Here is a 20944-nt window from a genome sequence, read left to right on the forward strand (position 1 = left end):
TGACCCCTGCCGCTCAGGCAGCCTTGGCTTCCCGGGCGATGAGTTCGCGCTTGCGGTCGATGCCCCAACGGTAGCCGGCCAGCGAGCCGTCGGTGCGCACCACGCGATGGCAGGGAATGGCCAGCGCGATGTTGTTGGTGGCGCAGGCGCGGGCGACGGCGCGCACGGCGGTGGGCGCGCCGATGCGCTCGGCCACTTGCGCGTAGGTGGCGGTTTCGCCCAACGGGATCTCGCAAAGCGCCTCCCAGACCTTGCGCTGGAACGCCGTGCCGCGCACGTCCAGCGGCAGGTCCAGGCCGCGCGCCGGATCTTCGACAAAGCCGACCACGTCCGCAACCCAGCTTTCGAACTGGGGATCGGCGCCGATCAGCCTGGCGGCGCGGAAGCGGTCCTGCAGGTTCTTGACCAAGCGGTCCGGGTCCTTGTCCAGCGCGATTTCGCAGATGCCGGTGCTGCTTGCCGCCACCAGCAGCGCGCCCAACGCGCACTGCGCGACCGCGAACCGGATATCCACGCCTTCGCCGTTCTTGCGGAACGCGGTAGGCGTCATGCCCAGGATGGCGGGGGCGGCCTCGTAGAAGCGTCCGCTGGAATTGAAGCCGGCGTCGTACATGGCGTCGGTGACGCTGGCGCTTTCTTCCAGGCGCTGGCGCGCGCGGCTGGCCCGCAGCGCGTTGGCGTAGGCCTTGGGCGTGATGCCCGTGGCGGCCTTGAAAACGCGGTGGAAATGGAAGCGGCTCATGCCGGCCTGTTCGGCCAGTGTTGACAGATCGGGCGGCTGCTCGGCTTCCAGGGCGCGGCAGGCGCGCTCGACGGCGGCGGCGTGCTGTTTGCTCAGGGGGACGGCGGCGGGGCTCATAGGGGACTCCTGACTGGCGCGTGTTGGCGTGATGCTTGACGCTATCGTCTCAAGACTGGCCGGCGCCGGCACTCCGCTTGTTGCGGCGCAGCCTTGGCCTTTGGCGTCCCCCGTGGCGTCCCGGCAAGGCCGGCCGGACGCCTGCAGAGGTCAGGCGCCGGGCGCGTAGGTCTCCAGGAAGCGCCGCAACAGGCCTGCCGCCACGGGCGTCGCGCGCACGTTGGCCGACAGATCGGGCATGTCGAGGTTTTCGGCGGCGTAGCGGCGGCCATAACGCTCGAGATGAGCCAGGATGAAATCCGGCCCGAACTCGGGGTGAAACTGGGTGGAAAAGACGTTGCGGCCGATGCGGATCATCTGGTGGTCGTCCAGATCCGAACGCGCCAGCACCGCCGCGCCCGGGGGCGGTTGCAGCACGGTCTGTGCATGCAGCATCTGCGCAGGGAAGGTGGACGGCACGCCGGCCATTAGCTGGTCGCCGGAGGCGGTCGGCAGCAATTCCACGGTCTGGGTGCCCACTTCCCGGCCCGACGGGTTGTAGCCGACCTTGCCGCCCAGCGCGTGTGCCAGCAGCTGGTGCCCGTAGCAGACGCCGAACATCGGCAGGCCCGCGTCGACGGCCTCGCGCAGCCAGGCGGCGGTGTCTTCGCTCCAGGGTTCCTTGTCGGACACCATGGCGGGCGAACCGGTGATCAGGGCGGCGCGGTAGCAGGAGGGCGCCTGCGGGCGCTGGCCCTCGTATACCGCGACGATCTCGACGTTGCTGGCGGCCAGGCCGGCCGCCGTCATGATTTGTTCGGCATAGCCGCCGAACTGGCTTTTGAGCGTATCGTCCGGATCGCCGGTGTGCAGGATCAGGACGGGAAGAGCAGAAGGAGTTGCGGCGGTCATAAAAGCGTGTAGGTGAACGAGGAAGGCGCGTTGGTCCCGCGACCCGGCGCGCCAGCGCACATAATAATCCAGCGAAAATGTTCACGCTGGCGCACTGCGGCTCCCGCTCCGTACCGGAAATACGTACAATCCGCTCAGATACTCATCCTTACAGACGATTCTCAATACTATGTGGATTTGGCTGGGATTGGCCGCGCTGGCGCTCATCGGAGAGCTGGCGACAGGAACCTTCTATTTGCTGCTGGTCGCTTTGGGTCTGGCCGCTGGCGGCATTGCGGCCTGGCTGAACGCCGGCCTGCAATGGGAGCTGGTGGCTTGCGGCGTCGTGTTGCTGCTGGGGCTATTGGTGCTGCGCAAGACCCGGGTGCTGAAAAAGCGTGAGGTCAATTCCGCCCGCAACGCCGACGTCAACCTGGACATCGGCCAGACCGTCGTCGTAGAGGCGTGGTCCGACAGCGGGGCGGCGCGCGTCTGGTACCGGGGCGCGCATTGGCAGGCCGAGCTGGCCAAGGGACACGCCGCCCATCCCGGCGAACACATCATTACCGAATTGCGCGGCTCGATCCTCGTGCTGACTCCCAAGCGCGGCCGATCGGCATAGCAGAACGCACCCGCGCAGCGCCGCGGGCAATCGCCGGAACCCCGGCCAGCATGGCGGGGCAGGCCGGCGCATCCATCAGAAAAGAGGCTTCACACCATGATCGATACTTCAACCGTCGTGCTGCTTGTCATCGTTGCGCTGGCGATCCTTATCGTCGTCAAGGCGATCGCCATCGTGCCGCAGCAGCACGCCTGGGTGGTCGAGCGGCTGGGCAAGTTCGACCGCGTCCTGTCGCCGGGCGCCGGGTTCGTGATTCCGTTCATCGAACGGGTGGCCTACAAGCATTCCCTGAAGGAAATCCCCCTGGATGTGCCCAGCCAGGTCTGCATCACGCGCGACAACACCCAGCTGCAGGTCGACGGCGTGCTGTATTTCCAGGTCACGGACCCGATGCGCGCCTCGTACGGTTCGTCCAACTACATTTCGGCGATCACGCAGCTTGCCCAGACCACCTTGCGTTCGGTCATCGGCAAGATGGAACTGGACCGCACCTTTGAAGAGCGCGATTCCATCAACAGCAACATCGTGTCGTCGCTGGACGAGGCGGCGCTGAACTGGGGCGTAAAGGTGCTGCGCTATGAAATCAAGGATCTGACGCCGCCCAACGAGATCCTGCGTTCGATGCAGGCCCAGATCACGGCGGAACGCGAGAAGCGCGCGCTGATCGCCGCCTCCGAGGGCCGCCGCCAGGAGCAGATCAATATCGCCACCGGCGAACGCGAAGCCGCGATCGCGCGATCCGAAGGCGAGAAGCAGGCGCAGATCAACCAGGCGCAAGGCGAGGCGGCCGCGGTGCTGGCGATTGCCGAAGCCACCGCCAAGGCCATCACGCAGGTTGCCGATGCGGTTCGCCAGCCGGGCGGCATGGAAGCGGTCAACTTGAAGGTTGCCGAGCGCTACGTCGAGGCGTTCGGCAACGTGGCCAAGGAAGGCAACACGCTGATCCTGCCAGCCAATCTGTCCGACGTGGGCGGGATGATCGCCTCCGCCATGACCATCGTGAAGTCCACGCGCAACACCTGATACTGCGCCTCGCGGCGCGCCGCCCATGATCGCTCCCGTTAATTTGCTTCTGATAGCAGCGCTGGCGGGAGTGCTTTCGCTGTGCGTGCTGGGATCCCTGGCGCGCAGCGGCATGGCCGGCATCCGCGAGACCATACGCGCCAACCTGCTCACGCTGTTGGCGTTTTCTACATTTGCGCTGCAGAACACCGAGGCGCCGCTCTGGGCGTCCATCCTGGTGCCGAACGCGGCGATCGCGCTGGCCCTTTGCGCGTATTACGCGGGCGTGCGCCGGTTGCTCGGTCTTGCGGTGCCCCGGCATCTCATGACCCTGGGCTGCCTGGCGGCGCTGTCGGTCGTGGCCACCTACACCTACGTGGACTGGCAAGTGAGTCCGCGCATCGTCGCGATGTCGCTGCTGCAAATGGGCTTCATGCTGGCCGTGGCCATCGTCGTCCAGCGCAACATGCCCAAGCATCGCTCGCGCTACGCCTACCGTTTCGTGTGGGCGGTGACGCTGATTTCCGCCGTGGTCTGCGCGCTTCGCGCCGGGATCTACCTGGTGGGGCTGGACACGGTGGCCGCCTTTCTTGAGCCCACGGTGTGGGGCGTTGCGTTCCTGACTTTGGGCGTGTTGATCATGCCGTGCCTGACGCTGGGGACCATCATGATCATTCACGACCGCATGCTGGCCGACCGCGAACAAGAGGCCAACACCGACTTCCTGACGGGTCTGATGTCTCGCAAGGCGTGGTGGCTGCAGGCCGAACGGTATTGCGCTCAGGCCCTGCGCATGCGCCGTCCGCTGACCTTGCTGCTGTTGGACATCGACCATTTCAAGCGCATCAACGACACGCATGGCCATGCGGCCGGCGATGCAGTGCTGCGCCATTTCGGCTTGCTGGCGACCGCGACACTACGAACCGGCGATCACGTGGGACGGGTGGGGGGCGAGGAATTCTGCGTGCTGTTTGCGGACATGCGCAGCGACGCGGTGCTGGAGGTGGCCGAGCGCCTGCTGGATTCGGTGCGGCGCACGCCTTGCGCGCACGGGGGCAGCACGATTTCGTATACGTTCAGCGCGGGCGTCGAGGACTGGATCCCGGGCGAAAACCTGCAGGTGCTGTTCGAACGGGCCGACCGAAAACTCTATGCGGCCAAATCGGCGGGGCGCAACCGCGTGGTGGGCCCCGGCCACGAGGCCGAGCGCCCGGCGCTGCCGGTGGCCGCCTGAATCAATCGTCCTTGCTGCGGCGCGGGGCGCGGGTGTCGTGCTTCATGATGCGTTCTTTTTCGCGCGCCCAGTCCTTCTCGCGCGCGGTGTCGCGCTTGTCGAACAGCTTCTTGCCGCGGCCCAGCGCGAAATCCAGCTTGATGCGGCCGTTCTTGTAGTGCAGGTTCAGCGGCACGAGCGTATAGCCGCGCTGCTCGACCTTGCCGATGAGCTTGCTGATTTCCTCGGCCTTGAGCAGCAGCTTGCGCGTGCGCATGGCGTCTGGGTGGATGTGCGTGGAGGCCGTGGGCAGGGGGCTGACGTGCATGCCAAGCAGGAACAGTTCGCCATCGCGCACGATGACGTAGCTTTCCTTGAGCTGCACGCGGCCGTCGCGGATCGCCTTGACTTCCCAGCCTTGCAGGACAAGGCCGGCTTCAAAGCGGTCTTCGATGAAATAGTCGTGCGTGGCCTTGCGATTGTCGATGATGCTCATAAAGCCTTCTTGCTGGGGGATTCTGCGAATCCGGCGGATTGCGGGTTGTTGCGGGCGGCGATTGCTCGGTATCCTGACGGCTGTCTTTTGCCGCTGCTTTGTTCACTGCTTTGGCCGCAGTTTCGGCCCATCCAAGCCCACAAAGCGCTGTGCCGGTAAAATCTTGCCATTCTAGCCATTTGCGATAGTCGATGCACAAAGTACAACGATCCGTCCTGGTGCCTTACAGCGCCGCCCAGATGTTCGACCTGGTTGCCGACGTGGAGAAGTACCCCGAGTTCATGCCGTGGTGTGGCGGCGCCGAGGTGCAGACCCGCGACGAACACGGCATGCAGGCCTCCATCCTGATTTCCTTCGCGGGGATGAAGCAGCGCTTCACCACCCGCAATACCCACGTCTACCCCGAGCGGATCGACCTGGAGCTGGTGGATGGTCCGTTCTCCAGCCTGGTGGGTCACTGGGTTTTCCAGCCGCTGGCCGAAGACGCGTGCAAGGTCCTGTTCACCATGGAGTACGCGTTCTCGAACCGGCCGCTCGAAATGGTCGTGGGCCCGGTCTTCAACCGCATTGCGACCAGCTTCATCGATTCCTTCACCAAGCGCGCGCAGGCCAAGTATGGCGAGTGAAGGGTCCGCGGGCGGGCAGATCGGCGTCATCGTCTGCTACGCCTTGCCCGGCCACGCCTGGCAGCGCGACGTGCGCTTGCCGGACGGCGCGACCGTCGAGGACGCGTTGGCGGCCAGCGGTTTTGCGCAGGCATTTCCTGTCGTCAAGCCGTGGGAAGCGGGCGTGGGCATCTTCGGCCGCGCCACCGAACCCAAGGCGCGCCTGGCCGACGGAGACCGCGTGGAAATCTATCGCGGCCTGACCTTCGACCCGAAGGAGTCGCGCCGCCGCCGCGCCGAGCATCGCCGGGCCAAGACGGCCCGCAACGGGCGCATCCGGCCGGCAGGGCTGCTGTAACGGCGAACTGACGGCCCCCAGGCCCAGCGTCCCGCACGCCACCGTCGACATCCGCCGGTGGCTTTTTGCTTTCGGCCCGTCCCCGCACATTGTCATCAATAAGACAAAGCGCCCGGCCGCTTCGGGCGTAACATTGAGCCGGATTCCCGCTTACGTTTACGTCAACGTCATGTCAAAATCGACGGGCTGGCGTTCACGAGACGGCAGCAACGCCACGAGACAATACCGACTACAACAGGAGACAGGCTGTGGACTTGGAACTGACCGACGAGCAGCGCGCGTTCGCGCAGGCCGCGCGCGACTACGCTGAGGGCGAACTGGCTCCCCACGCCGCGCGCTGGGACGCCGAGGGCATTTTCCCGCGTGAAGCCTTTGCCCGGGCGGGAGAGATGGGTTTCTGCGCGATCTACGCCAGCGAGGACATCGGCGGCCTGGGCCTGCCGCGCCTGGACGCCACGCTGGTGTTCGAGGAAATGGCGGCGGTGGATCCGTCCACCACGGCGTTCCTGACCATCCACAACATGGCGACCTGGATGGTCGGCAAGTGGGGCCAGCCGGCGTTGCGCGAAGCCTGGGGACCCTTGCTTGCCAGCGGTGAAAAGCTGGCCTCTTATTGCCTGACCGAGCCCGGCGCGGGCTCCGACGCGGCGTCGCTGTCCACGCGCGCGCAGCGCGATGGCGACAGCTACATCGTCAACGGCGCCAAAGCCTTCATCTCCGGGGGCGGCGACACCGACCTGCTGGTCGTGATGGCCCGTACCGGCGGCGAGGGCGCCGCGGGCATCAGCGCCTTTGCGATCCCCGCAGACAGCGAAGGCATCGGCTATGGCCGCAAGGAAGAGAAGATGGGCTGGAACAGCCAGTCCACGCGTCCCATCACCTTTGAGAACGTCCGTGTGCCGGCCGCCAACATGCTGGGCGTGGAGGGCGAGGGCTTCAAGATCGCCATGAAGGGCCTGGATGGCGGCCGGATCAACATCGGCACGTGCTCGGTGGGCGCGGCGCAGGGCGCGCTGGACGCCGCCCGCCGCTACATGGACGAGCGCCGCCAGTTCAACCGCAGGCTGGCGGAATTCCAGGCCCTGCAGTTCAAGCTGGCCGACATGGCCACGCACCTCGTGGCGGCGCGCCAGATGGTTCGGCTGGCCGCCTGCAAGCTGGACGCCGGCGCGCCCGATGCGTCCACCTACTGCGCGATGGCCAAGCGTTTCGCCACCGACATGGGCTTCCAGATATGCCTGGACGCGCAACAGATTCATGGTGGTTATGGTTACCTGAAAGACTATCCCTTGGAGCGTTTGGTGCGCGATACTCGCGTTCATCAGATTCTGGAGGGCACCAACGAGATCATGCGCGTGATCATTGCCCGCCAATTGTTGGAAAAAGGAGCCGACATAAGATGAATGCACCGGTGTTGTTCGAAGAAAGATCCGCCGCCAATGGAATGCGTTTCGGCATTGCGACGCTGAATGCGCCGCAAACGCTGAACGGCCTGTCGCTCGAGATGGTTGACCTGCTGGCCGACCGCCTGGACGCCTGGGCGCGTGATCCCGGTGTTGCGCTGGTGGTGCTGCAGGGCGCGGGCGACAAGGCGTTCTGCGCCGGCGGCGACCTGCATGGCCTGTATCGCAGCATGACCGAGAACGCGGGCAAGCCCAGCTGGAGCAACACCTACGCGCGCACCTTCTTCGAACGCGAGTACCGGCTGGACTATCGCATCCACACGTATCCGAAGCCCGTTCTGTGCTGGGGCCATGGCATTGTCATGGGCGGTGGCATCGGCCTGATGATGGGCGCAAGCCACCGCGTCGTCAGCGAGACCTCGCGCCTGGCCATGCCGGAAGTGTCGATCGGCCTGTTCCCGGACGTGGGCGGCAGCTGGCTGCTGAACCGCATGCCGGGCCGCAGCGGCGTCTTTTTGGCGCTGACGGGCGCGCAACTGAACACGTCCGACGCCTTCTTTGCTGGGCTGGCGGATTTCCGCCTGAATAGCGCGGATTGGCCGGCGCTGCTGGCGTCGCTGGAGCAGCAGCCGTGGGCCGGCCAGGCCGCGGATGCGGCCGAGGACGCGATTCCCCCGCGCTCGATCAACGACGGCCTGCTGCGCCGCGCGCTGACCGCGCTGGAACCGCCCACGCCGCTCGAACCCGGGCCCCTGCGCCAGCACTCGTTCGTCGTCAACAACCTGTGCAACGGCAACCGGCTGGACGACATCTACGAAGAGCTGTCCTTCCTGAAGGACCACGAAGACCCCTGGCTCTCGCGCGCGGCCAAGACGATGCTGGCGGGCTCGCCGGGATCGGTGCGCCTGGCGTTTGCCTTGCAGCAGCGCACGCGCCTGCGGTCGCTGGACGATGTGTTTCGCGTCGAGTACATCGCCGCGCTGGCGTGCACGGCGCATGGCGACTTTGCCGAAGGCATCCGCGCGCTGCTGGTCGACAAGGACAAGAACCCGCGCTGGAATCCCGCCGTTATCGACATGGCGACCGACGCCTGGGTGCAGAAATTCTTTGAAGAACCCTGGCCCGAGGGCGAGCCGCACCCGCTTGCCGACCTGGGCCAGGAAGGGCGCTGATCCGCCGGCCGGCCCGCCAGCCGGCCGATCCGCCACGCAGGTCACGATGAATCCATACCTACAGCAATAGCAACAGGAGACAAGACATCATGAGCAGCATCGCGTTTATCGGTTTGGGCAACATGGGCGCGCCCATGGCATTGAATCTGGTCAAGGCTGGCCACAGCCTGAAGGTGTTCGATCTGGTGCCGGCGGCCATCAAGCTGCTGACCGATGCCGGGGCGACGGCGGCCGCGTCCGCGTCGGAGGCGGTCCAGGGCGCGGAGGTCGTGATCTCGATGCTGCCGGCCAGCAAGCACGTCGAGGGCCTGTACCTTGACCAGGACCTGCTGGGCAAGATTTCCTCGAGCGCGCTGGTCATCGAATGCAGCACCATTGCGCCGGATTCGGCGCGCAAGGTGGCGCAGGCGGCCGAGGCGCGCGGCATCGCCATGATCGATGCGCCGGTGTCGGGCGGCACGGGTGGCGCGGCCGCGGGCACGCTGACCTTCATCGTGGGCGGCGCGGCCGCCTCGCTGGAGCGCGCGCGGCCCGTGCTGGAAAAGATGGGCAAGAACATCTTTCACGCGGGCCCGGCCGGGGCGGGACAGGTCGCCAAGATCTGCAACAACATGCTGCTGGGCATCCTGATGGCCGGCACGTCCGAGGCGCTGGCGCTGGGCGTGGCGAATGGCCTGGATCCGAAGGTGCTGTCGGACATCATCGCCAAGAGCTCGGGGCGCAACTGGGCGACCGAACTCTACAACCCGTGGCCGGGCGTGATGGAGCATGCGCCGGCCTCGAAGGGCTATGCCGGCGGGTTCGGCGTGGACCTGATGCTCAAGGACCTGGGACTGGCCGCCGAGGCCGCCCTGTCGGCGCGCGCGTCCATTCCGTTGGGCGAACTGGCGCGCAACCTGTATTCGCTGCACAGCGCGGGCGGTTCGGGCAAGCTGGACTTTTCCAGCATCGTCAATCTGGTCAAGCGCGAGCAGGACTGACGTGCCGCACGTCAACGCCTCGGAAGACCCGGCCGCGCGGGTCCAGGCCAGCTTCGATCAGCAGAGCATCATGGCGCTGCTGGGCGCGCGGCTGCATAGCGTCGAGCCGGGCAGGGTGGACATCGTCCTGCCGTACCGGCAGGACCTCTGCCAGCAGAACGGCTTTCTGCACGCGGGCATTTCCACCACCATTGCGGACAGTGCGGGCGGCTATGCGGCCTACACGCTGTTCGGACCGGGCGAGGATGTACTGACGTCCGAATTCAAGATGAACTTCCTGGCGCCCGCCAAAGGCGACCGGTTCGTCGCGACCGGCCGCGTGGTCAAGCCGGGCAAGCGTCTTTCGGTCTGCCAGGTGGAGATGTTTGCGCACGACGGAGAACAAGCCACTCTGTGCGTGATAGGCTTGCTCACCGCGGTGCGCGTGACGCCGCGATGAACGCTGCCGGGGCATGCCGGGGCCATCGCCTCGCATGCCCGGCGCCCGTCACGCGTTGCATGGGTTTTCCGGCAATGCCAGCAAAAGAACACCACAGAATTTTCCGCAGCAACTGGCTGCGCGCCGCAGTGCTGGGCGCCAACGACGGTATCGTCTCCACGGCCAGCCTCATCACCGGCGTCGCGGCTGCCCAAGCCTCGCACGGCGCCATTCTCACTTCCGGACTGGCCGGCCTGGTGGCCGGCGCGCTGTCGATGGCAGCGGGCGAGTACGTGTCCGTGCGCACCCAGGCCGACACCGAGGCCGCGGACCTGCGGCTTGAACAGCGCTCGCTCAAGCGCAACTCCGGCGAAGAACTGGCGGAATTGGTCGACATTTACGTCGAGCGCGGGCTGACCCGCGACTTGGCCGAGCAGGTGGCGCGCCAGCTCACCAGCCATGATGCGCTGGATGCGCACGCCCGCGACGAGCTGGGCATTTCGCTGCACAACCGCGCGCGGCCGGTCCAGGCGGCGTTGGCGTCGGCGGCGTCGTTTGCCGGCGGGGCCGCCGTGCCGCTCGCCGTGGCGGCGGTATCGCCCGGACCGCCCCTGATCGGGTGGGTGATCGGCGCATCGGTCTGTTGTCTGGCGGCGCTGGGCACCATGGCCGCAAAGGCGGGGGGCGCGCCCAAGCTGCCCGCCGCGCTGCGCGTCACGGTGCTGGGCGCGGCGGCCATGGCGGTGACGGCGGGCGTGGGTGCGCTGTTCGGCGTGGCGGTCTGAAGACGAACGCCAGATTCGTGCGCGCCGGAATTGGCGCGCACGGGCGCGGCAGGGTCAGGGATTGATGGCGTAGGGCAGCGGGGCGGGCGCGATGCGCGGACCGTCGGCGCTGGCCAGACGCAGATCACCCTCGGGCAGTGCGGCCAGGGTGGTTTCGAACAGCACCGACACCACGCCGGCATCGCTGGCGGCCTGCACCACGCGGCCAATGGCCTCGCCCGGTTGCGTGGCATCGAACACGTCCACCCCCGTCAGCGACGCGCCCTGCAGGCTAGCGTCGGCAACGGTGCCGAAGGCCATGCGCCGCTTGACGGTGCCCCGGTAGTGGCTGCGTGCCACCACTTCCTGCCCGGGGTAACAGCCCTTGGTGAAGCTGACGCCCTGGATCAGGTCCAGGTTAACCGTCTGCGGAATGAAGACGTCCTGCGTGGCCGCGGCAATCCAGGGGATGCCCGCCGCCAGGTCAGCCGCCTGCCATTGCTGCGCCGAGGCCAGTCCCAGGGCCTGGGTCAGCGCGGCGGACTGTTCCAGCTGGTCGTCAGAGGCAATCCACCACCAGCGCAGGCGGTCGTCGGCCGACGGCGCGACGATCCAGGTGCCGGACGGCAGGGCGGCGCGCTGCCACGTGGCGCGCGGCAGGGCGCCCGTCACGGCTTCCAGCGCGGCAGCCTGTTCCGGGGTGGCCTGCACGCCGGCCACGTGCAGCGGCGCGGCGGCCAGCTTGGCTTTGGCCCGCAGGACGAACATGGACAGGCGCTTGATCAGTGCTTGGGACAGGTCCTGGCGGACCAGGCCGTAGAACTGGGGGGAGTCATCGGCATCGCCGGTGCCGCGCCACATGACCATCGTGGCCAGCAGACGGCCCTTGGCGGTGCAATAGCCGGCCAATCGCGCGGCGTCTTGGGGCAGGCCCGTGACGTCCTGCGTGAGCTGGCCGTGCAGGAAGGACAGGGCGTCGGCGCCCGAAGCGGTGAAGACCGCCAGATCTTCCAGCGGAGCGCATTGCGCGCAACCTTCGGCGCGGACAGGAATCGAAGCGTAATAGGCGTGCATGGCGGCGGGAGTTATCGCGTCATCAAAGTGCTGATGATAGCCGTGTTCCCGGGCCGGCCCGGGCATGTCCCCGATGCGCAAAGGGGCGCGCCGCGCGATCCGGCCCCGTTGTGTCACGGCTGCGGCCCGCGATCCATTAAACTTCCGACACTTATGAAGATGCGACTCCGAAATTTCGTCCTGTGGTTCCTGTTGCTCATCGTCCTGGCCGTGGGCGGCGCGGTGGGCGCCGCCTATACCTGGATGCATCGCCCGATGGCGCTGTCGTCCGACAAGATCGACTTTGTGGTGGATCCGGGCAGCAGCCCGCGCACCGTCGCGCGCGCGCTCAATGCCGCCGGCGTGCCGATGTGGGAGCCGGGTTTCGTGTGGATGGCGCGCCTGTCCGAGCGCGACAAGCTGATGAAGGCGGGCGGCTACCAGGCGCTCAATGGCGACACGCCCTGGCTGCTGCTCGAACGCCTGGCCCGCGGCGACATGACGCAGCGCCAGATCACCTTTCTTGAAGGCTGGACCTATCGCCAGATCCGCCAGGCGCTGCGCGAGAACCCCGACGTCAAGCAGACGCTGGGCGATGTCAGCGACGAAGAACTGATGGAGCGGCTGGGATCGACCATCAAACACCCGGAAGGCCTGTTCTTTCCGGATACCTACGTCTTCACGCCCGGCAGCACGGATTTCGACCTGCTGCGCCGCGCCTACCAGGAAGGGCAGCGCATCCTGAACGACACCTGGGACAAGCGTCAATCGGACGTGGCGGTGTCCACGCCCTATGAAGCACTGGTGCTCGCCTCCATCATCGAAAAGGAAACCGGGCATGGCCCGGAGCGCCGGCGCGTATCGGGCGTGTTCACCAACCGGCTGAAGATCGGCATGCTGCTGCAGACCGATCCGACCGTGATCTACGGCATGGGCGAGGCCTACCAGGGCCGCATCCGCAAGCGCGACCTGCAGACCGACACGCCCTGGAACACCTACACGCGTCCGGGCCTGCCGCTCACGCCGATTGCCGCACCCGGCCGGGCGGCCTTGCTGGCCGCCGTGCAGCCCGAGCAGCACAAGTTTCTTTATTTCGTGTCCCGGGGCAATGGCACCAGCGAGTTCTCGGCCAACCTGTCCGAACACAACCGCAACGTGGCCCGCTACATTCTTGGTCAGCGGTCCAATCCCACGCCCGCGCCTGCGCCCACGCCCGCGCCGGCGGCCTCGGCAGCGCCCGAACCCGAATCAGCACAAGGACAAGATCAATGACCTCACGCGGACGTTTCATTACGCTGGAGGGCGTGGACGGCGCGGGCAAGAGCACGCACACCGTCTGGATCGCGGATTTCCTGCGCGCGCAGGGTCTTGAGGTCGTGTCCACCCGCGAGCCCGGCGGCACGCCGCTGGGCGAGAAGCTGCGCGCGTTGGTCCTGAACGATCCCATGGGGCTGGATACGGAAACCCTGCTGATGTTCGCTGCGCGATGCGAGCATTCGCGCCAGGTGATCGAGCCTGCGCTGGCGCGCGGCGCGTGGGTCGTCTGCGACCGCTATACCGACGCCAGCTACGCCTACCAAGGCGGCGGCCGCGGCCTGGGCGCCGAACGCGTGGCGGTTCTGGAAGCCTGGATGCATGCCGGCAGGCCGGACCGCACCTGGCTCTTTGACGTGCCGCTGGAAGTCGCGCGGGCGCGGCTGGCCGATGCGCGCGAACCCGATCGCTTCGAGCGCGAGGGTGCGGCATTCTTCGAGCGCACCCGCGAGGCCTACCATGCCCGCGCAAAGGCCGATCCGGACCGTATCCGCGTCGTCGATTCGACGCGCGCCATCCCCGAGATCCGCGCCGACCTGGAAGCCGGCCTGCGCGAGCTGTTGGCCGTTCCCGCATGAGCGCGCCCCAGTTTCACCCCTGGCAGATGGACACGGCCCGCGCCTGGCTGGGCAATCGCGACCGCTTTGCGCATGCCTGGCTGGTGCATGGGCTGGCTGGCATCGGCAAGCTCGATTTCGCCATCGCGGCGGCGGCCAGCCTGTTGTGCGAAACGCCTGAAAACGGGCTGGCCTGCGGCCACTGCGCCGCCTGCGCGTGGTTCGCCAGCGGCAACCATCCCGACCTGCGCCGCATCCGCCCCGAGGCAGTGGCCGTGGAAGAGGGCGCGGATGCCGCCGAACAGGCCGAAGACGCCGAGCCGGCGGCAGGCGCTGCCAAGCGCGCGCCGTCCAAGGAAATCCGCATCGACCAGATCCGTTCGCTGGAGTCCTGGTTCAACACCGCCACGCACCGCGGCGGCTGGCGCGTGGCGTTGCTGTACCCGGCCCATGCGCTCAATGTCGTGTCGTCCAACGCCTTGCTCAAGGTGCTGGAAGAACCGCCTCCCCATACGGTATTCCTGCTGGTCGCGGACGCGCCGGACCGCTTGCTGCCCACGCTCGTGTCGCGCTGCCGCCGCTTGCCGCTGCCCGCGCCCGATGCGGACACGGCGTTGCAGTGGCTGCGGGACCAGAACGTCGAGCCGGCGCGCGAATGGCTGGCCGCGGCGGGGGGCGCGCCGCTGGCGGCGCTGCGCCTGGCGCAATCCGGCGAATCTGCCTGTCCGGCGTGGCTGGGCCAACTGGTCAACCCGCTGGCCAAGGGTCAGACGCCCGACGTGGGCACGCTGGCCGAAGCGCTGGAGAAAGTAGCCGCGCCAGAATGGATCGATGCCCTGCAACGGCTGTACACGGATCTGATGCTTGCCAGCGCTGGCGCGCCGGTGCGCTATTTTCCGTCGCTGGCTGCTGGCGTGGCGCAGGTGGCCGCCCGCATGCATCCTGCCCGCGTGGCCGAGGCCGCCCGCTGGCTGACGCGCCAGCGCGCGCTGGCCACCCACCCCTTGAACGCCAAGCTGTTCGCCCACGCCACCCTGCAGCGCGTGGTGCTATCCTGCCAGGCGTAAGTCCTTGATCCGGCGGCGCTTTGCTTCGCTTGGCGACGCGCCCCGGTTCGCAACACCAGACTCACCATGTACGTCGATTCCCACTGTCATCTGAATTTCCCCGAGCTTGCCAACGATCTGCCGGCCATTCTTGACCGCATGACGGCCAATCAGGTCACGCACGCGCTCGTCGTCAGCGTCAACATGCCGGAATGGCCCGGCCTGATGTCGCTGGTCGAGCCGCAGCCCCGCCTGTGGGCCTCGGTGGGCGTGCACCCCGACTACGAGGACACGCCGGACCCGACGCCCGAGGAATTGGTGCGGCTGGCCGAGCATCCCAAGGTCGTGGCCATCGGCGAAACCGGGCTGGACTACTACCGTCTGTCCGAACCACTGGACTGGCAGCGCGAACGTTTTCGCCGCCACATCCGCGCCGCGCGCGACGCCGGCCTGCCGCTCATCGTGCACACGCGATCGTCCGCCGAGGACACCGTGCGCATGCTGCGCGAGGAAAAGGCGGCTGAGGCGGGCGGCGTGATGCACTGCTTCACCGAAACCTGGGAAGTGGCGCAGGCCGCGCTGGACCAGAACTTCTACATTTCGCTGTCGGGCATCGTGACGTTCAAGAATGCGCAGATCGTGCATGAAGTGGCCGCCAAGGTCCCGCTGGACCGGCTGCTGATCGAAACCGATTCGCCCTACCTGGCCCCGGTGCCGTTTCGCGGCAAGCTCAACGATCCGTCCAAGGTGATCCACGTGGCCGAAAAGATCGCGGACCTGCGCGGCATCACGGCAGCCGAGGTCGCCCGCGCTTCCACCGACAATTTCTTCAAGCTTTTCAGCAAGGTGAAGAAATAGGTCGGACCGTTTTTTTGAATCTGCATCCTAGGATAGCCATGGCCATCCGCATCGCCTCCGCCCATAAAGCCCTTTTGACGTGCAGCCGCGCCGGCCTGCTTGCGCTGGCCATCGGTCTGGCCGCGCCGACCGCGCAGGCGGCCAATCCGGGCGACTGGTGGGTCTACGTCGCCAACGATTACCCCGACGACATCCGCGACCTGCTGGCGCAGGGGTCGGATCCCAATGTGCGCTACAAGAACGGCCAGCCGGCCATCATGCGCGCGGTCGTGGACAACGCCTGGAAGGTGTTTGACGTGCTCGCCGCGGACAAGCGCACCGACGTCAACGCCGAGAACCCGGCGGGCGAAACGCCGCTGATGTACCTGGCCATCGCCGGCCAGACCGAGCGCGCCAAGAAGCTGATCGCGCGTGGCGCGCAGGTCAACCGCCTGGGGTGGACGCCGCTGCATTACGCGGCCTCCAAGGGGCAGATGGAAATGGCGCGACTGCTGCTCGCGAACAAGGCGATGGTCAACGCGCCGGCGCCCAATGGCGAGACGCCGCTCATGATGGCGGCGCTGTCTGGCCGCAAACCCATGGTCGAATTGCTGATCCGGGCCGGGGCCGACGTCACCACGCAGGACGCGAAGGGGCAGGATGCGGCCGCGTGGGCGGCCACGGGCAAGTCGGAGTCGCTGGCCGCCGAGCTGACGGCCATGGCCCAGAAGGAAGCGGACGCCAAGCGCAAACGCCGCGCGTCGGCGCAAGGGGCGCCGCAGGAGGCGGGCGCCGCTGGCACGGGCGCGGGGCAACCCGCCGAGGCGCCAGCGCCGGTCCCGGCACCCGCGCCGGCCGCCGCCGCGCCGGCAACTGGCGGCGGTGTGAAAGGTGTCTCCGGCGTCGGGCTGTCGGATTACGAGAAGCCGCCTGCGCCCTGATCCTCGGTCTCGTCCGTGATCTGCCCCGCGGTCTGACCCAACCGCCGCAGACGCCGCCAATGCACCAAACCCGCCTCCCGGCGGGTTTTTTTGCGTCCGGATTTCGGGGTTTTCCCTTGTGATTCTCATTGGGTGGGAAAAAATAGAAGCGAAACCGCCACAAATTGATAATCTCGCGTCCATATTTCTGGGAGTTGAGTCGTTATGTCGGAAACATCTGTCGGGGCGGGCGCGGATCGCGTCCTGTATGTGCTGGCCACCTTGGCCCGGCACGACGGCCCGCTCAGCATTGCCGCGCTGGCCGACAAGACGGGCCTGGCGCAAAGCACGCTGTACCGGCAGATTGCGCTCCTCAAGCGCTGGGGTTTTGTCGCCGAACACGACGGCGAGTACGGACCCGGGCCGCTGTGCGTGCAGCTTGCGTGGGGCTTTGACCAATCGTCTTTCCTGATTCATGAGGCGCAGCCCGACATGGCTGCGCTTGCCGCATCGTCCGGCGAAACCATCGGACTGCTCGTCGCCGTGAAGGACCAGGCTGTGTGCCTGGACATGGTGGAAAGCCAGCATCCGCTGCGCTGCTCGTTCACCAAGGGCCGCGGACTGCCGCTGGCGCGGGGCGCGTCGGCCAAGTCGCTGCTGGCGTTCATGCCGCAGGCCCGGCTGCAGGCGGCGCTTGCCTACCTGGCCAACGAGGCCGCCGTGGATGCCGACCGGCTGGCGAGCGAGCTGGAGGCCATTCGCGACCAGGGCTATGCCGTGACCGACAGCGAAGTCGATGCCGGCGTCTGGGGCGTCAGCGTGCCGATCTTCCAGCGGCCGAATCAGGCCGTGGCCTCGATCACGCTGATGGCGCCGTCCACCCGCGCCGCGCAGCATCCCGACGCGCTGATCGACATGACCTTGGCAGCCGCCCGCCGCATCTCCGAACGCCTGAAGGCCGCCTGACGCCGCATTGCACACCCTCTTACCTCCCGTCGTACCCACTTCCATAGGACTCACCATGATGAATCGCCGCACTCTGCTGTCCGCCGCTCTGTCCCTGAGCCTCGCCTGCGCCGCTGGCGCCGCGCACGCCCAGGAAACGATCCGCGCCGTCACCGACGCCACCTTCCCGCCGATGGAGTTCGTCAAGGACGGCAAGCGCACCGGCTTTGACATCGAACTGGTCGAGGCGCTGGCCGGCGCGATGGGCAAGAAGGTCGAGTGGATCGACATCGACTTCAAGGGCCTGATTCCCGCGCTGCAAGCCGGCCGCGCCGACATCGCGGTGTCCGCCATCTACATCACGCCCGAGCGCAGCAAGGTCGTCGACTTCACCGACCCGTACTACGCGGGCGGTCTGGTGGTTCTGACCAAGGCCGACGGTCCCATCAAGACGCTCAAGGACCTGGAAGGCCGCAAGGTGTCGGTGCAGGTCGGCACGAAGTCGGTGAACTACCTGAAGGAGCATTTCCCCAAGGTCCAGCGCGTGGAAGTCGAAAAGAACCAGGAGATGTTCAACCTGGTGCAGATCGGCCGCGCCGATGCCGCGGTGACGGGCAAGCCCGCCGCCAAGCTGTTCGCGCAAAGCACCAATGGCCTGACCGTGCTGAACGAGCAGATCACGACCGAGGACTACGGCATCGCCGTGCCCAAGAACAAGCCTGAGCTCACGCGCGATCTGAACGCCGCGCTGCAGAAGTTGAAGGCTGATGGCAGCTACCAGGCCATCGTCAACAAGTGGTTCGAGGCGCCCGCGAAATGAACCTGGATTTTTCTCCCGTCTTCGCCGACTTTGACGCGCTCTTGCGGGGCGCGGTGGTCACCATCGAGGTGACCGCCGGCGCCTTGCTGCTGGGCTGCGTGATGGGACTGCTGGTCGGTATCGGCAGGCTCAACCCGCAGCGCCGCGTCATTTATCACCTGTGCAGCACTTATCTGCTGTTCTTTCGGGGCACGCCGCTGCTGGTGCAGCTTTTCATCTGGTTCTTCGGCCTGCCTCAGTTCGGCGTGACGCTGCCGGCGTTCGCCTGCGGCGTGCTGGGCCTGGGCATGTATTCCGGGGCCTACGTGTCGGAAATCGTGCGGGGCGCGATCCAGTCGGTGGATCGCGGCCAGACGGAGGCGGCGCGTTCGCTGGGCATGTCGTCCGGCCAGGCCATGCGCATCATCATCCTGCCGCAGGCGGTGGTGCGCATGATCCCGCCGCTGGGCAACGAGTTCATCGCACTGATCAAGAACTCCGCGCTGGTGTCGCTGTTGACCATTCACGATCTGATGCACGAAGGGCAGAAGATCATCAGCGTGTCTTACCGCTCGCTGGAAACCTACCTGGTGGTGGCATTGATCTATCTGGCCCTGACCACGATCGCCATGGTGATTTTGCGCAAGATCGAACATCACCTGCGCGCTGGAGGAATGGTGCAATGAGCCTCGTCATCGAAGGGCAGGAAATGATCCGCATCCGCGGCCTGCATAAATCCTACGGCGATCACGCCGTCCTGCGCGGCATCGATTTCGATGTGCTGAAGTCGCAAGTGGTCGTGGTCATCGGGCCCAGCGGGTCGGGCAAGAGCACCTTGCTGCGTTGCTGCAATGGTCTTGAAGTGGCGCAGCGCGGCACCGTGGACATCTGCGGCCAGACACTGCAGGACAACGGCGCGCTGTTGCCGGAGGCCGAGCTGAACGCGTTGCGCACGCAGGTGGGCATGGTGTTCCAGGGCTTCAATCTGTTCCCGCACCTGTCGGTGCTGGACAACGTGACGGTCGGCCCGCGCACGCTGCTCGGCATGGGCCGCGAAGAGGCCAATGGGCTGGCCGCGGACCTTCTCAACAAGGTGGGCCTGTCGCAGAAAATGGCGGCCATGCCCGCCAGCCTGTCGGGCGGCCAGAAGCAGCGCGTGGCCATCGCACGCGCGCTCGCCATGCAGCCGCAGGTCATGCTGTTTGACGAGCCGACCTCGGCGCTGGACCCGGAATTGGTGGGCGAAGTGCTGCAGGTCATGAAGCTCTTGGCCCGCGAAGGCATGACCATGATGGTCGTGACCCACGAAATGGGCTTTGCCCGCGACGTGGCCGATGTGGTGGCGGTGATGGAGGGCGGCGTGATCCTGGAGTCCGGTCCGCCGGACGTAATCTTCACCCAACCGCGCGAGGCCCGCACCCGCGAGTTCCTGCAGGCGGTGCTGAGCGCGAGTCCGGGGGCGGCAGCATGAACGCATCGCAACTGGACAAGAGCGTGTGGAAGGCGCGCGACGACAGCGCCGAGCAGGGCGACACCCGCCGGCTGGCGCATATCGTCGAGCCCGAAGCGGGGCAGGGCGAAATAGGCGAAGCCGTGCTGCTGGGCTTTGCTTGCGATGCGGGCGTGGCGCGCAACCAGGGGCGCGTGGGCGCCGCCGCGGGGCCGGCCGGTATCCGCAAGTACCTGGCGGGCCTGCCGGCGCACGGTCTGACGCGCCTGCTGGATGCCGGCGACGTCGAATGCCACGGCGACAAGCTGGAGGACGCACAGGAGCGCCTGGGCTTGCGTCTGGCCGAACTGATGGGCCGGGGCGCCCGGCCTGTCGTGCTGGGCGGCGGACATGAAATTGCCTGGGGCAGTTTCCAGGGGTTGGCCCGCTGGCTGGATGCGCGCGGCGACGCCGGCGCCGTGCTGGTGCTGAATCTGGACGCGCACTTCGATCTGCGTACGGGCCGTCCCGGCAGCTCGGGTACGCCGTTCGACCAGATTGCGGCAGACAGCGAGGCGCGCGGGCGCGAACTGCAATACGCCTGCCTGGGCGTCTCGCGGTTGGCTAATACGCCCGCACTGTACGCCCGCGCCGCGGAAATCGGCGCCGTGTGGGTCGAGGACCGGGACATGCAGGAGCGTCATCTTGAGGCGCGGCTGGCCGACGTGGATGGGTTGCTGGCCAAGGCCCAGCACGTGTATCTGACGATCGACCTGGACGTGCTGCCCGCGGGCGTGATGCCGGGGGTGTCCGCGCCGGCGCCTTACGGGGTGCCGATGGCGGTGGTCGAGGAGATCGTTTTGCGTGTCAAAGCCAGCGGCAAGCTGCGGCTGGCCGACCTGGCGGAATTCAACCCCAAGTTCGACGTCGACGGCCGCGGCGCGCGCGCGGCGGCGCGTTTGGCTTGGCAGTTGTTGTCGGCGTGATTCGACGCTGATGCGGTGTCTGACACCCTTGTTGCGATGGTGCAGGCTGTAGACCGTCTCGCCAGGGTGTCAGACACCGGGGCAGATGCAGGGCGGATCCTCTTTGCGAGGGCCGCCCTTTTTTTATCGGCCGTGGCGTCCCGCGCAGGCTGGACGCGCCCGGTTTCGCGGCTTAGGATAAGTGCAGCTTCCGGCCCCGCCTGCGACCCGTTCGGTATCCGCAACATCTATATGTCCCTATTTAAAAAATTTAGACTTTAAATAGGGACGGTATTAGATTCATGGATAAAATGGCG

Annotated in this window: 24 protein-coding genes; 20 read left to right on the plus strand and 4 right to left on the minus strand. The window is 66.8% G+C overall.

Annotated features, from left to right (window positions below; all coding sequences use genetic code 11):
* Positions 1-13: 13 nt before the first annotated feature.
* Positions 14-859, minus strand: a complete 846-nt coding sequence (locus LN047_RS11540) for a bifunctional transcriptional activator/DNA repair enzyme AdaA (protein ID WP_373981804.1) — start codon at positions 857-859, stop codon at positions 14-16.
* Between the two features lie 150 nt (positions 860-1009).
* On the minus strand, positions 1010-1750 hold the full coding sequence (locus LN047_RS11545; RefSeq protein ID WP_128828169.1) for a glutamine amidotransferase: 741 nt from the start codon (positions 1748-1750) through the stop codon (positions 1010-1012).
* Between the two features lie 169 nt (positions 1751-1919).
* Here LN047_RS11545 and LN047_RS11550 point away from each other — a divergent pair, with 169 nt between their 5' ends.
* The 3 genes from LN047_RS11550 to LN047_RS11560 all read left to right on the plus strand — a co-directional run bounded on the left by LN047_RS11550 (position 1920) and on the right by LN047_RS11560 (position 4587).
* Positions 1920-2351: an NfeD family protein gene (locus tag LN047_RS11550; protein ID WP_152384201.1), complete on the plus strand. Its 432-nt coding sequence runs from the start codon at positions 1920-1922 to the stop codon at positions 2349-2351.
* A 96-nt stretch (positions 2352-2447) separates the two neighbouring features.
* Positions 2448-3374 carry an SPFH domain-containing protein gene (locus LN047_RS11555; RefSeq protein WP_056318680.1) on the plus strand — a complete coding sequence of 309 codons (927 nt, stop codon included), beginning with the start codon at positions 2448-2450 and terminating at the stop codon, positions 3372-3374.
* A gap of 25 nt (positions 3375-3399) precedes the next feature.
* Entirely contained in the window at positions 3400-4587 is a 1188-nt protein-coding gene (locus LN047_RS11560; RefSeq protein WP_373981805.1) for a GGDEF domain-containing protein, read from the plus strand.
* 1 nt (position 4588) lies between these two features.
* On the opposite strand, the gene smpB is transcribed toward LN047_RS11560, so the two are convergent.
* Entirely contained in the window at positions 4589-5062 is a 474-nt protein-coding gene (gene smpB / locus LN047_RS11565; RefSeq protein WP_056316820.1) for an SsrA-binding protein SmpB, read from the minus strand.
* Positions 5063-5253: 191 nt separating this feature from the next.
* Here smpB and LN047_RS11570 point away from each other — a divergent pair, with 191 nt between their 5' ends.
* The 7 genes from LN047_RS11570 to LN047_RS11600 all read left to right on the plus strand — a co-directional run bounded on the left by LN047_RS11570 (position 5254) and on the right by LN047_RS11600 (position 10783).
* Entirely contained in the window at positions 5254-5688 is a 435-nt protein-coding gene (locus LN047_RS11570) for a type II toxin-antitoxin system RatA family toxin (RefSeq protein ID WP_056316825.1), read from the plus strand.
* On the plus strand, positions 5678-6025 hold the full coding sequence (locus LN047_RS11575; RefSeq protein WP_056316828.1) for an RnfH family protein: 348 nt from the start codon (positions 5678-5680) through the stop codon (positions 6023-6025). The genes LN047_RS11570 and LN047_RS11575 overlap by 11 nt, the downstream gene beginning before the upstream one ends.
* A 248-nt stretch (positions 6026-6273) precedes the next feature.
* A complete protein-coding gene (locus tag LN047_RS11580; protein ID WP_175236447.1) occupies positions 6274-7428 on the plus strand; it encodes an acyl-CoA dehydrogenase family protein in 1155 nt (384 codons plus the stop codon).
* Positions 7425-8600: an enoyl-CoA hydratase/isomerase family protein gene (locus tag LN047_RS11585; RefSeq protein ID WP_062841364.1), complete on the plus strand. Its 1176-nt coding sequence runs from the start codon at positions 7425-7427 to the stop codon at positions 8598-8600. Before LN047_RS11580 ends, LN047_RS11585 begins: the two co-directional genes overlap by 4 nt.
* An 89-nt stretch (positions 8601-8689) precedes the next feature.
* Positions 8690-9580: a 3-hydroxyisobutyrate dehydrogenase gene (gene mmsB / locus LN047_RS11590; protein WP_056316836.1), complete on the plus strand. Its 891-nt coding sequence runs from the start codon at positions 8690-8692 to the stop codon at positions 9578-9580.
* Positions 9581-9650: 70 nt separating this feature from the next.
* Entirely contained in the window at positions 9651-10019 is a 369-nt protein-coding gene (locus LN047_RS11595; RefSeq protein ID WP_081101074.1) for a PaaI family thioesterase, read from the plus strand.
* Between the two features lie 74 nt (positions 10020-10093).
* Positions 10094-10783 (plus strand): VIT family protein, encoded by a 690-nt coding sequence (locus tag LN047_RS11600; protein ID WP_180099256.1) that lies wholly within the window; start codon positions 10094-10096, stop codon positions 10781-10783.
* A 54-nt stretch (positions 10784-10837) separates the two neighbouring features.
* Here the strand turns inward: LN047_RS11600 and LN047_RS11605 are convergent, their stop codons facing one another.
* On the minus strand, positions 10838-11836 hold the full coding sequence (locus LN047_RS11605) for a folate-binding protein YgfZ (RefSeq protein WP_373981806.1): 999 nt from the start codon (positions 11834-11836) through the stop codon (positions 10838-10840).
* A 159-nt stretch (positions 11837-11995) separates the two neighbouring features.
* On the opposite strand from LN047_RS11605, the gene mltG reads away from it, so the two are divergent.
* From mltG to hutG, 10 genes are all read left to right on the plus strand, one after another.
* Positions 11996-13087, plus strand: coding sequence for an endolytic transglycosylase MltG (mltG, locus tag LN047_RS11610; protein WP_373981807.1), 1092 nt, complete (start codon positions 11996-11998; stop codon positions 13085-13087).
* The gene (gene tmk / locus LN047_RS11615; protein WP_056316851.1) at positions 13084-13707 is read left to right on the plus strand and encodes a dTMP kinase; all 624 of its coding nucleotides are present in this window, start codon (positions 13084-13086) and stop codon (positions 13705-13707) included. The genes mltG and tmk overlap by 4 nt, the downstream gene beginning before the upstream one ends.
* Positions 13704-14753: a DNA polymerase III subunit delta' gene (gene holB / locus LN047_RS11620; RefSeq protein WP_062841360.1), complete on the plus strand. Its 1050-nt coding sequence runs from the start codon at positions 13704-13706 to the stop codon at positions 14751-14753. The genes tmk and holB overlap by 4 nt, the downstream gene beginning before the upstream one ends.
* Positions 14754-14819: 66 nt before the next feature.
* Positions 14820-15590, plus strand: coding sequence for a TatD family hydrolase (locus tag LN047_RS11625; protein ID WP_056316856.1), 771 nt, complete (start codon positions 14820-14822; stop codon positions 15588-15590).
* Between the two features lie 38 nt (positions 15591-15628).
* The gene (locus LN047_RS11630) at positions 15629-16510 is read left to right on the plus strand and encodes an ankyrin repeat domain-containing protein (protein WP_373981808.1); all 882 of its coding nucleotides are present in this window, start codon (positions 15629-15631) and stop codon (positions 16508-16510) included.
* A 204-nt stretch (positions 16511-16714) separates the two neighbouring features.
* A complete protein-coding gene (locus LN047_RS11635; RefSeq protein WP_142055671.1) occupies positions 16715-17455 on the plus strand; it encodes an IclR family transcriptional regulator in 741 nt (246 codons plus the stop codon).
* Positions 17456-17510: 55 nt separating this feature from the next.
* Positions 17511-18254, plus strand: coding sequence for a transporter substrate-binding domain-containing protein (locus LN047_RS11640; protein WP_056316864.1), 744 nt, complete (start codon positions 17511-17513; stop codon positions 18252-18254).
* Positions 18251-18919, plus strand: a complete 669-nt coding sequence (locus LN047_RS11645; RefSeq protein WP_056316867.1) for an amino acid ABC transporter permease — start codon at positions 18251-18253, stop codon at positions 18917-18919. Before LN047_RS11640 ends, LN047_RS11645 begins: the two co-directional genes overlap by 4 nt.
* The gene (locus tag LN047_RS11650) at positions 18916-19704 is read left to right on the plus strand and encodes an amino acid ABC transporter ATP-binding protein (protein ID WP_373981809.1); all 789 of its coding nucleotides are present in this window, start codon (positions 18916-18918) and stop codon (positions 19702-19704) included. Before LN047_RS11645 ends, LN047_RS11650 begins: the two co-directional genes overlap by 4 nt.
* Entirely contained in the window at positions 19701-20648 is a 948-nt protein-coding gene (gene hutG, locus LN047_RS11655) for a formimidoylglutamase (RefSeq protein WP_373981810.1), read from the plus strand. The genes LN047_RS11650 and hutG overlap by 4 nt, the downstream gene beginning before the upstream one ends.
* The last annotated feature ends 296 nt before the right edge of the window (positions 20649-20944 follow it).

The organism is Achromobacter sp. JD417 (genome assembly GCF_041879325.1).
GTDB classification, from domain to species: Bacteria; Pseudomonadota; Gammaproteobacteria; order Burkholderiales; family Burkholderiaceae_B; genus Achromobacter; species Achromobacter mucicolens.

What these genes read in the sequence shown, in the direction of transcription:
- LN047_RS11540 (WP_373981804.1), bottom strand. Translation starts at nt 859, where the DNA reads ATGAGCCCCGCCGCCGTCCCCCTGAGCAAACAGCACGCCGCCGCCGTC.
- LN047_RS11545 (WP_128828169.1), bottom strand. Translation starts at nt 1,750, where the DNA reads ATGACCGCCGCAACTCCTTCTGCTCTTCCCGTCCTGATCCTGCACACC.
- LN047_RS11550 (WP_152384201.1), top strand. Translation starts at nt 1,920, where the DNA reads ATGTGGATTTGGCTGGGATTGGCCGCGCTGGCGCTCATCGGAGAGCTG.
- LN047_RS11555 (WP_056318680.1), top strand. Translation starts at nt 2,448, where the DNA reads ATGATCGATACTTCAACCGTCGTGCTGCTTGTCATCGTTGCGCTGGCG.
- LN047_RS11560 (WP_373981805.1), top strand. Translation starts at nt 3,400, where the DNA reads ATGATCGCTCCCGTTAATTTGCTTCTGATAGCAGCGCTGGCGGGAGTG.
- smpB (WP_056316820.1), bottom strand. Translation starts at nt 5,062, where the DNA reads ATGAGCATCATCGACAATCGCAAGGCCACGCACGACTATTTCATCGAA.
- LN047_RS11570 (WP_056316825.1), top strand. Translation starts at nt 5,254, where the DNA reads ATGCACAAAGTACAACGATCCGTCCTGGTGCCTTACAGCGCCGCCCAG.
- LN047_RS11575 (WP_056316828.1), top strand. Translation starts at nt 5,678, where the DNA reads ATGGCGAGTGAAGGGTCCGCGGGCGGGCAGATCGGCGTCATCGTCTGC.
- LN047_RS11585 (WP_062841364.1), top strand. Translation starts at nt 7,425, where the DNA reads ATGAATGCACCGGTGTTGTTCGAAGAAAGATCCGCCGCCAATGGAATG.
- mmsB (WP_056316836.1), top strand. Translation starts at nt 8,690, where the DNA reads ATGAGCAGCATCGCGTTTATCGGTTTGGGCAACATGGGCGCGCCCATG.
- LN047_RS11595 (WP_081101074.1), top strand. Translation starts at nt 9,651, where the DNA reads ATGGCGCTGCTGGGCGCGCGGCTGCATAGCGTCGAGCCGGGCAGGGTG.
- LN047_RS11600 (WP_180099256.1), top strand. Translation starts at nt 10,094, where the DNA reads ATGCCAGCAAAAGAACACCACAGAATTTTCCGCAGCAACTGGCTGCGC.
- LN047_RS11605 (WP_373981806.1), bottom strand. Translation starts at nt 11,836, where the DNA reads ATGCACGCCTATTACGCTTCGATTCCTGTCCGCGCCGAAGGTTGCGCG.
- mltG (WP_373981807.1), top strand. Translation starts at nt 11,996, where the DNA reads ATGCGACTCCGAAATTTCGTCCTGTGGTTCCTGTTGCTCATCGTCCTG.
- tmk (WP_056316851.1), top strand. Translation starts at nt 13,084, where the DNA reads ATGACCTCACGCGGACGTTTCATTACGCTGGAGGGCGTGGACGGCGCG.
- holB (WP_062841360.1), top strand. Translation starts at nt 13,704, where the DNA reads ATGAGCGCGCCCCAGTTTCACCCCTGGCAGATGGACACGGCCCGCGCC.
- LN047_RS11625 (WP_056316856.1), top strand. Translation starts at nt 14,820, where the DNA reads ATGTACGTCGATTCCCACTGTCATCTGAATTTCCCCGAGCTTGCCAAC.
- LN047_RS11630 (WP_373981808.1), top strand. Translation starts at nt 15,629, where the DNA reads ATGGCCATCCGCATCGCCTCCGCCCATAAAGCCCTTTTGACGTGCAGC.
- LN047_RS11635 (WP_142055671.1), top strand. Translation starts at nt 16,715, where the DNA reads ATGTCGGAAACATCTGTCGGGGCGGGCGCGGATCGCGTCCTGTATGTG.
- LN047_RS11640 (WP_056316864.1), top strand. Translation starts at nt 17,511, where the DNA reads ATGATGAATCGCCGCACTCTGCTGTCCGCCGCTCTGTCCCTGAGCCTC.
- LN047_RS11645 (WP_056316867.1), top strand. Translation starts at nt 18,251, where the DNA reads ATGAACCTGGATTTTTCTCCCGTCTTCGCCGACTTTGACGCGCTCTTG.
- LN047_RS11650 (WP_373981809.1), top strand. Translation starts at nt 18,916, where the DNA reads ATGAGCCTCGTCATCGAAGGGCAGGAAATGATCCGCATCCGCGGCCTG.
- hutG (WP_373981810.1), top strand. Translation starts at nt 19,701, where the DNA reads ATGAACGCATCGCAACTGGACAAGAGCGTGTGGAAGGCGCGCGACGAC.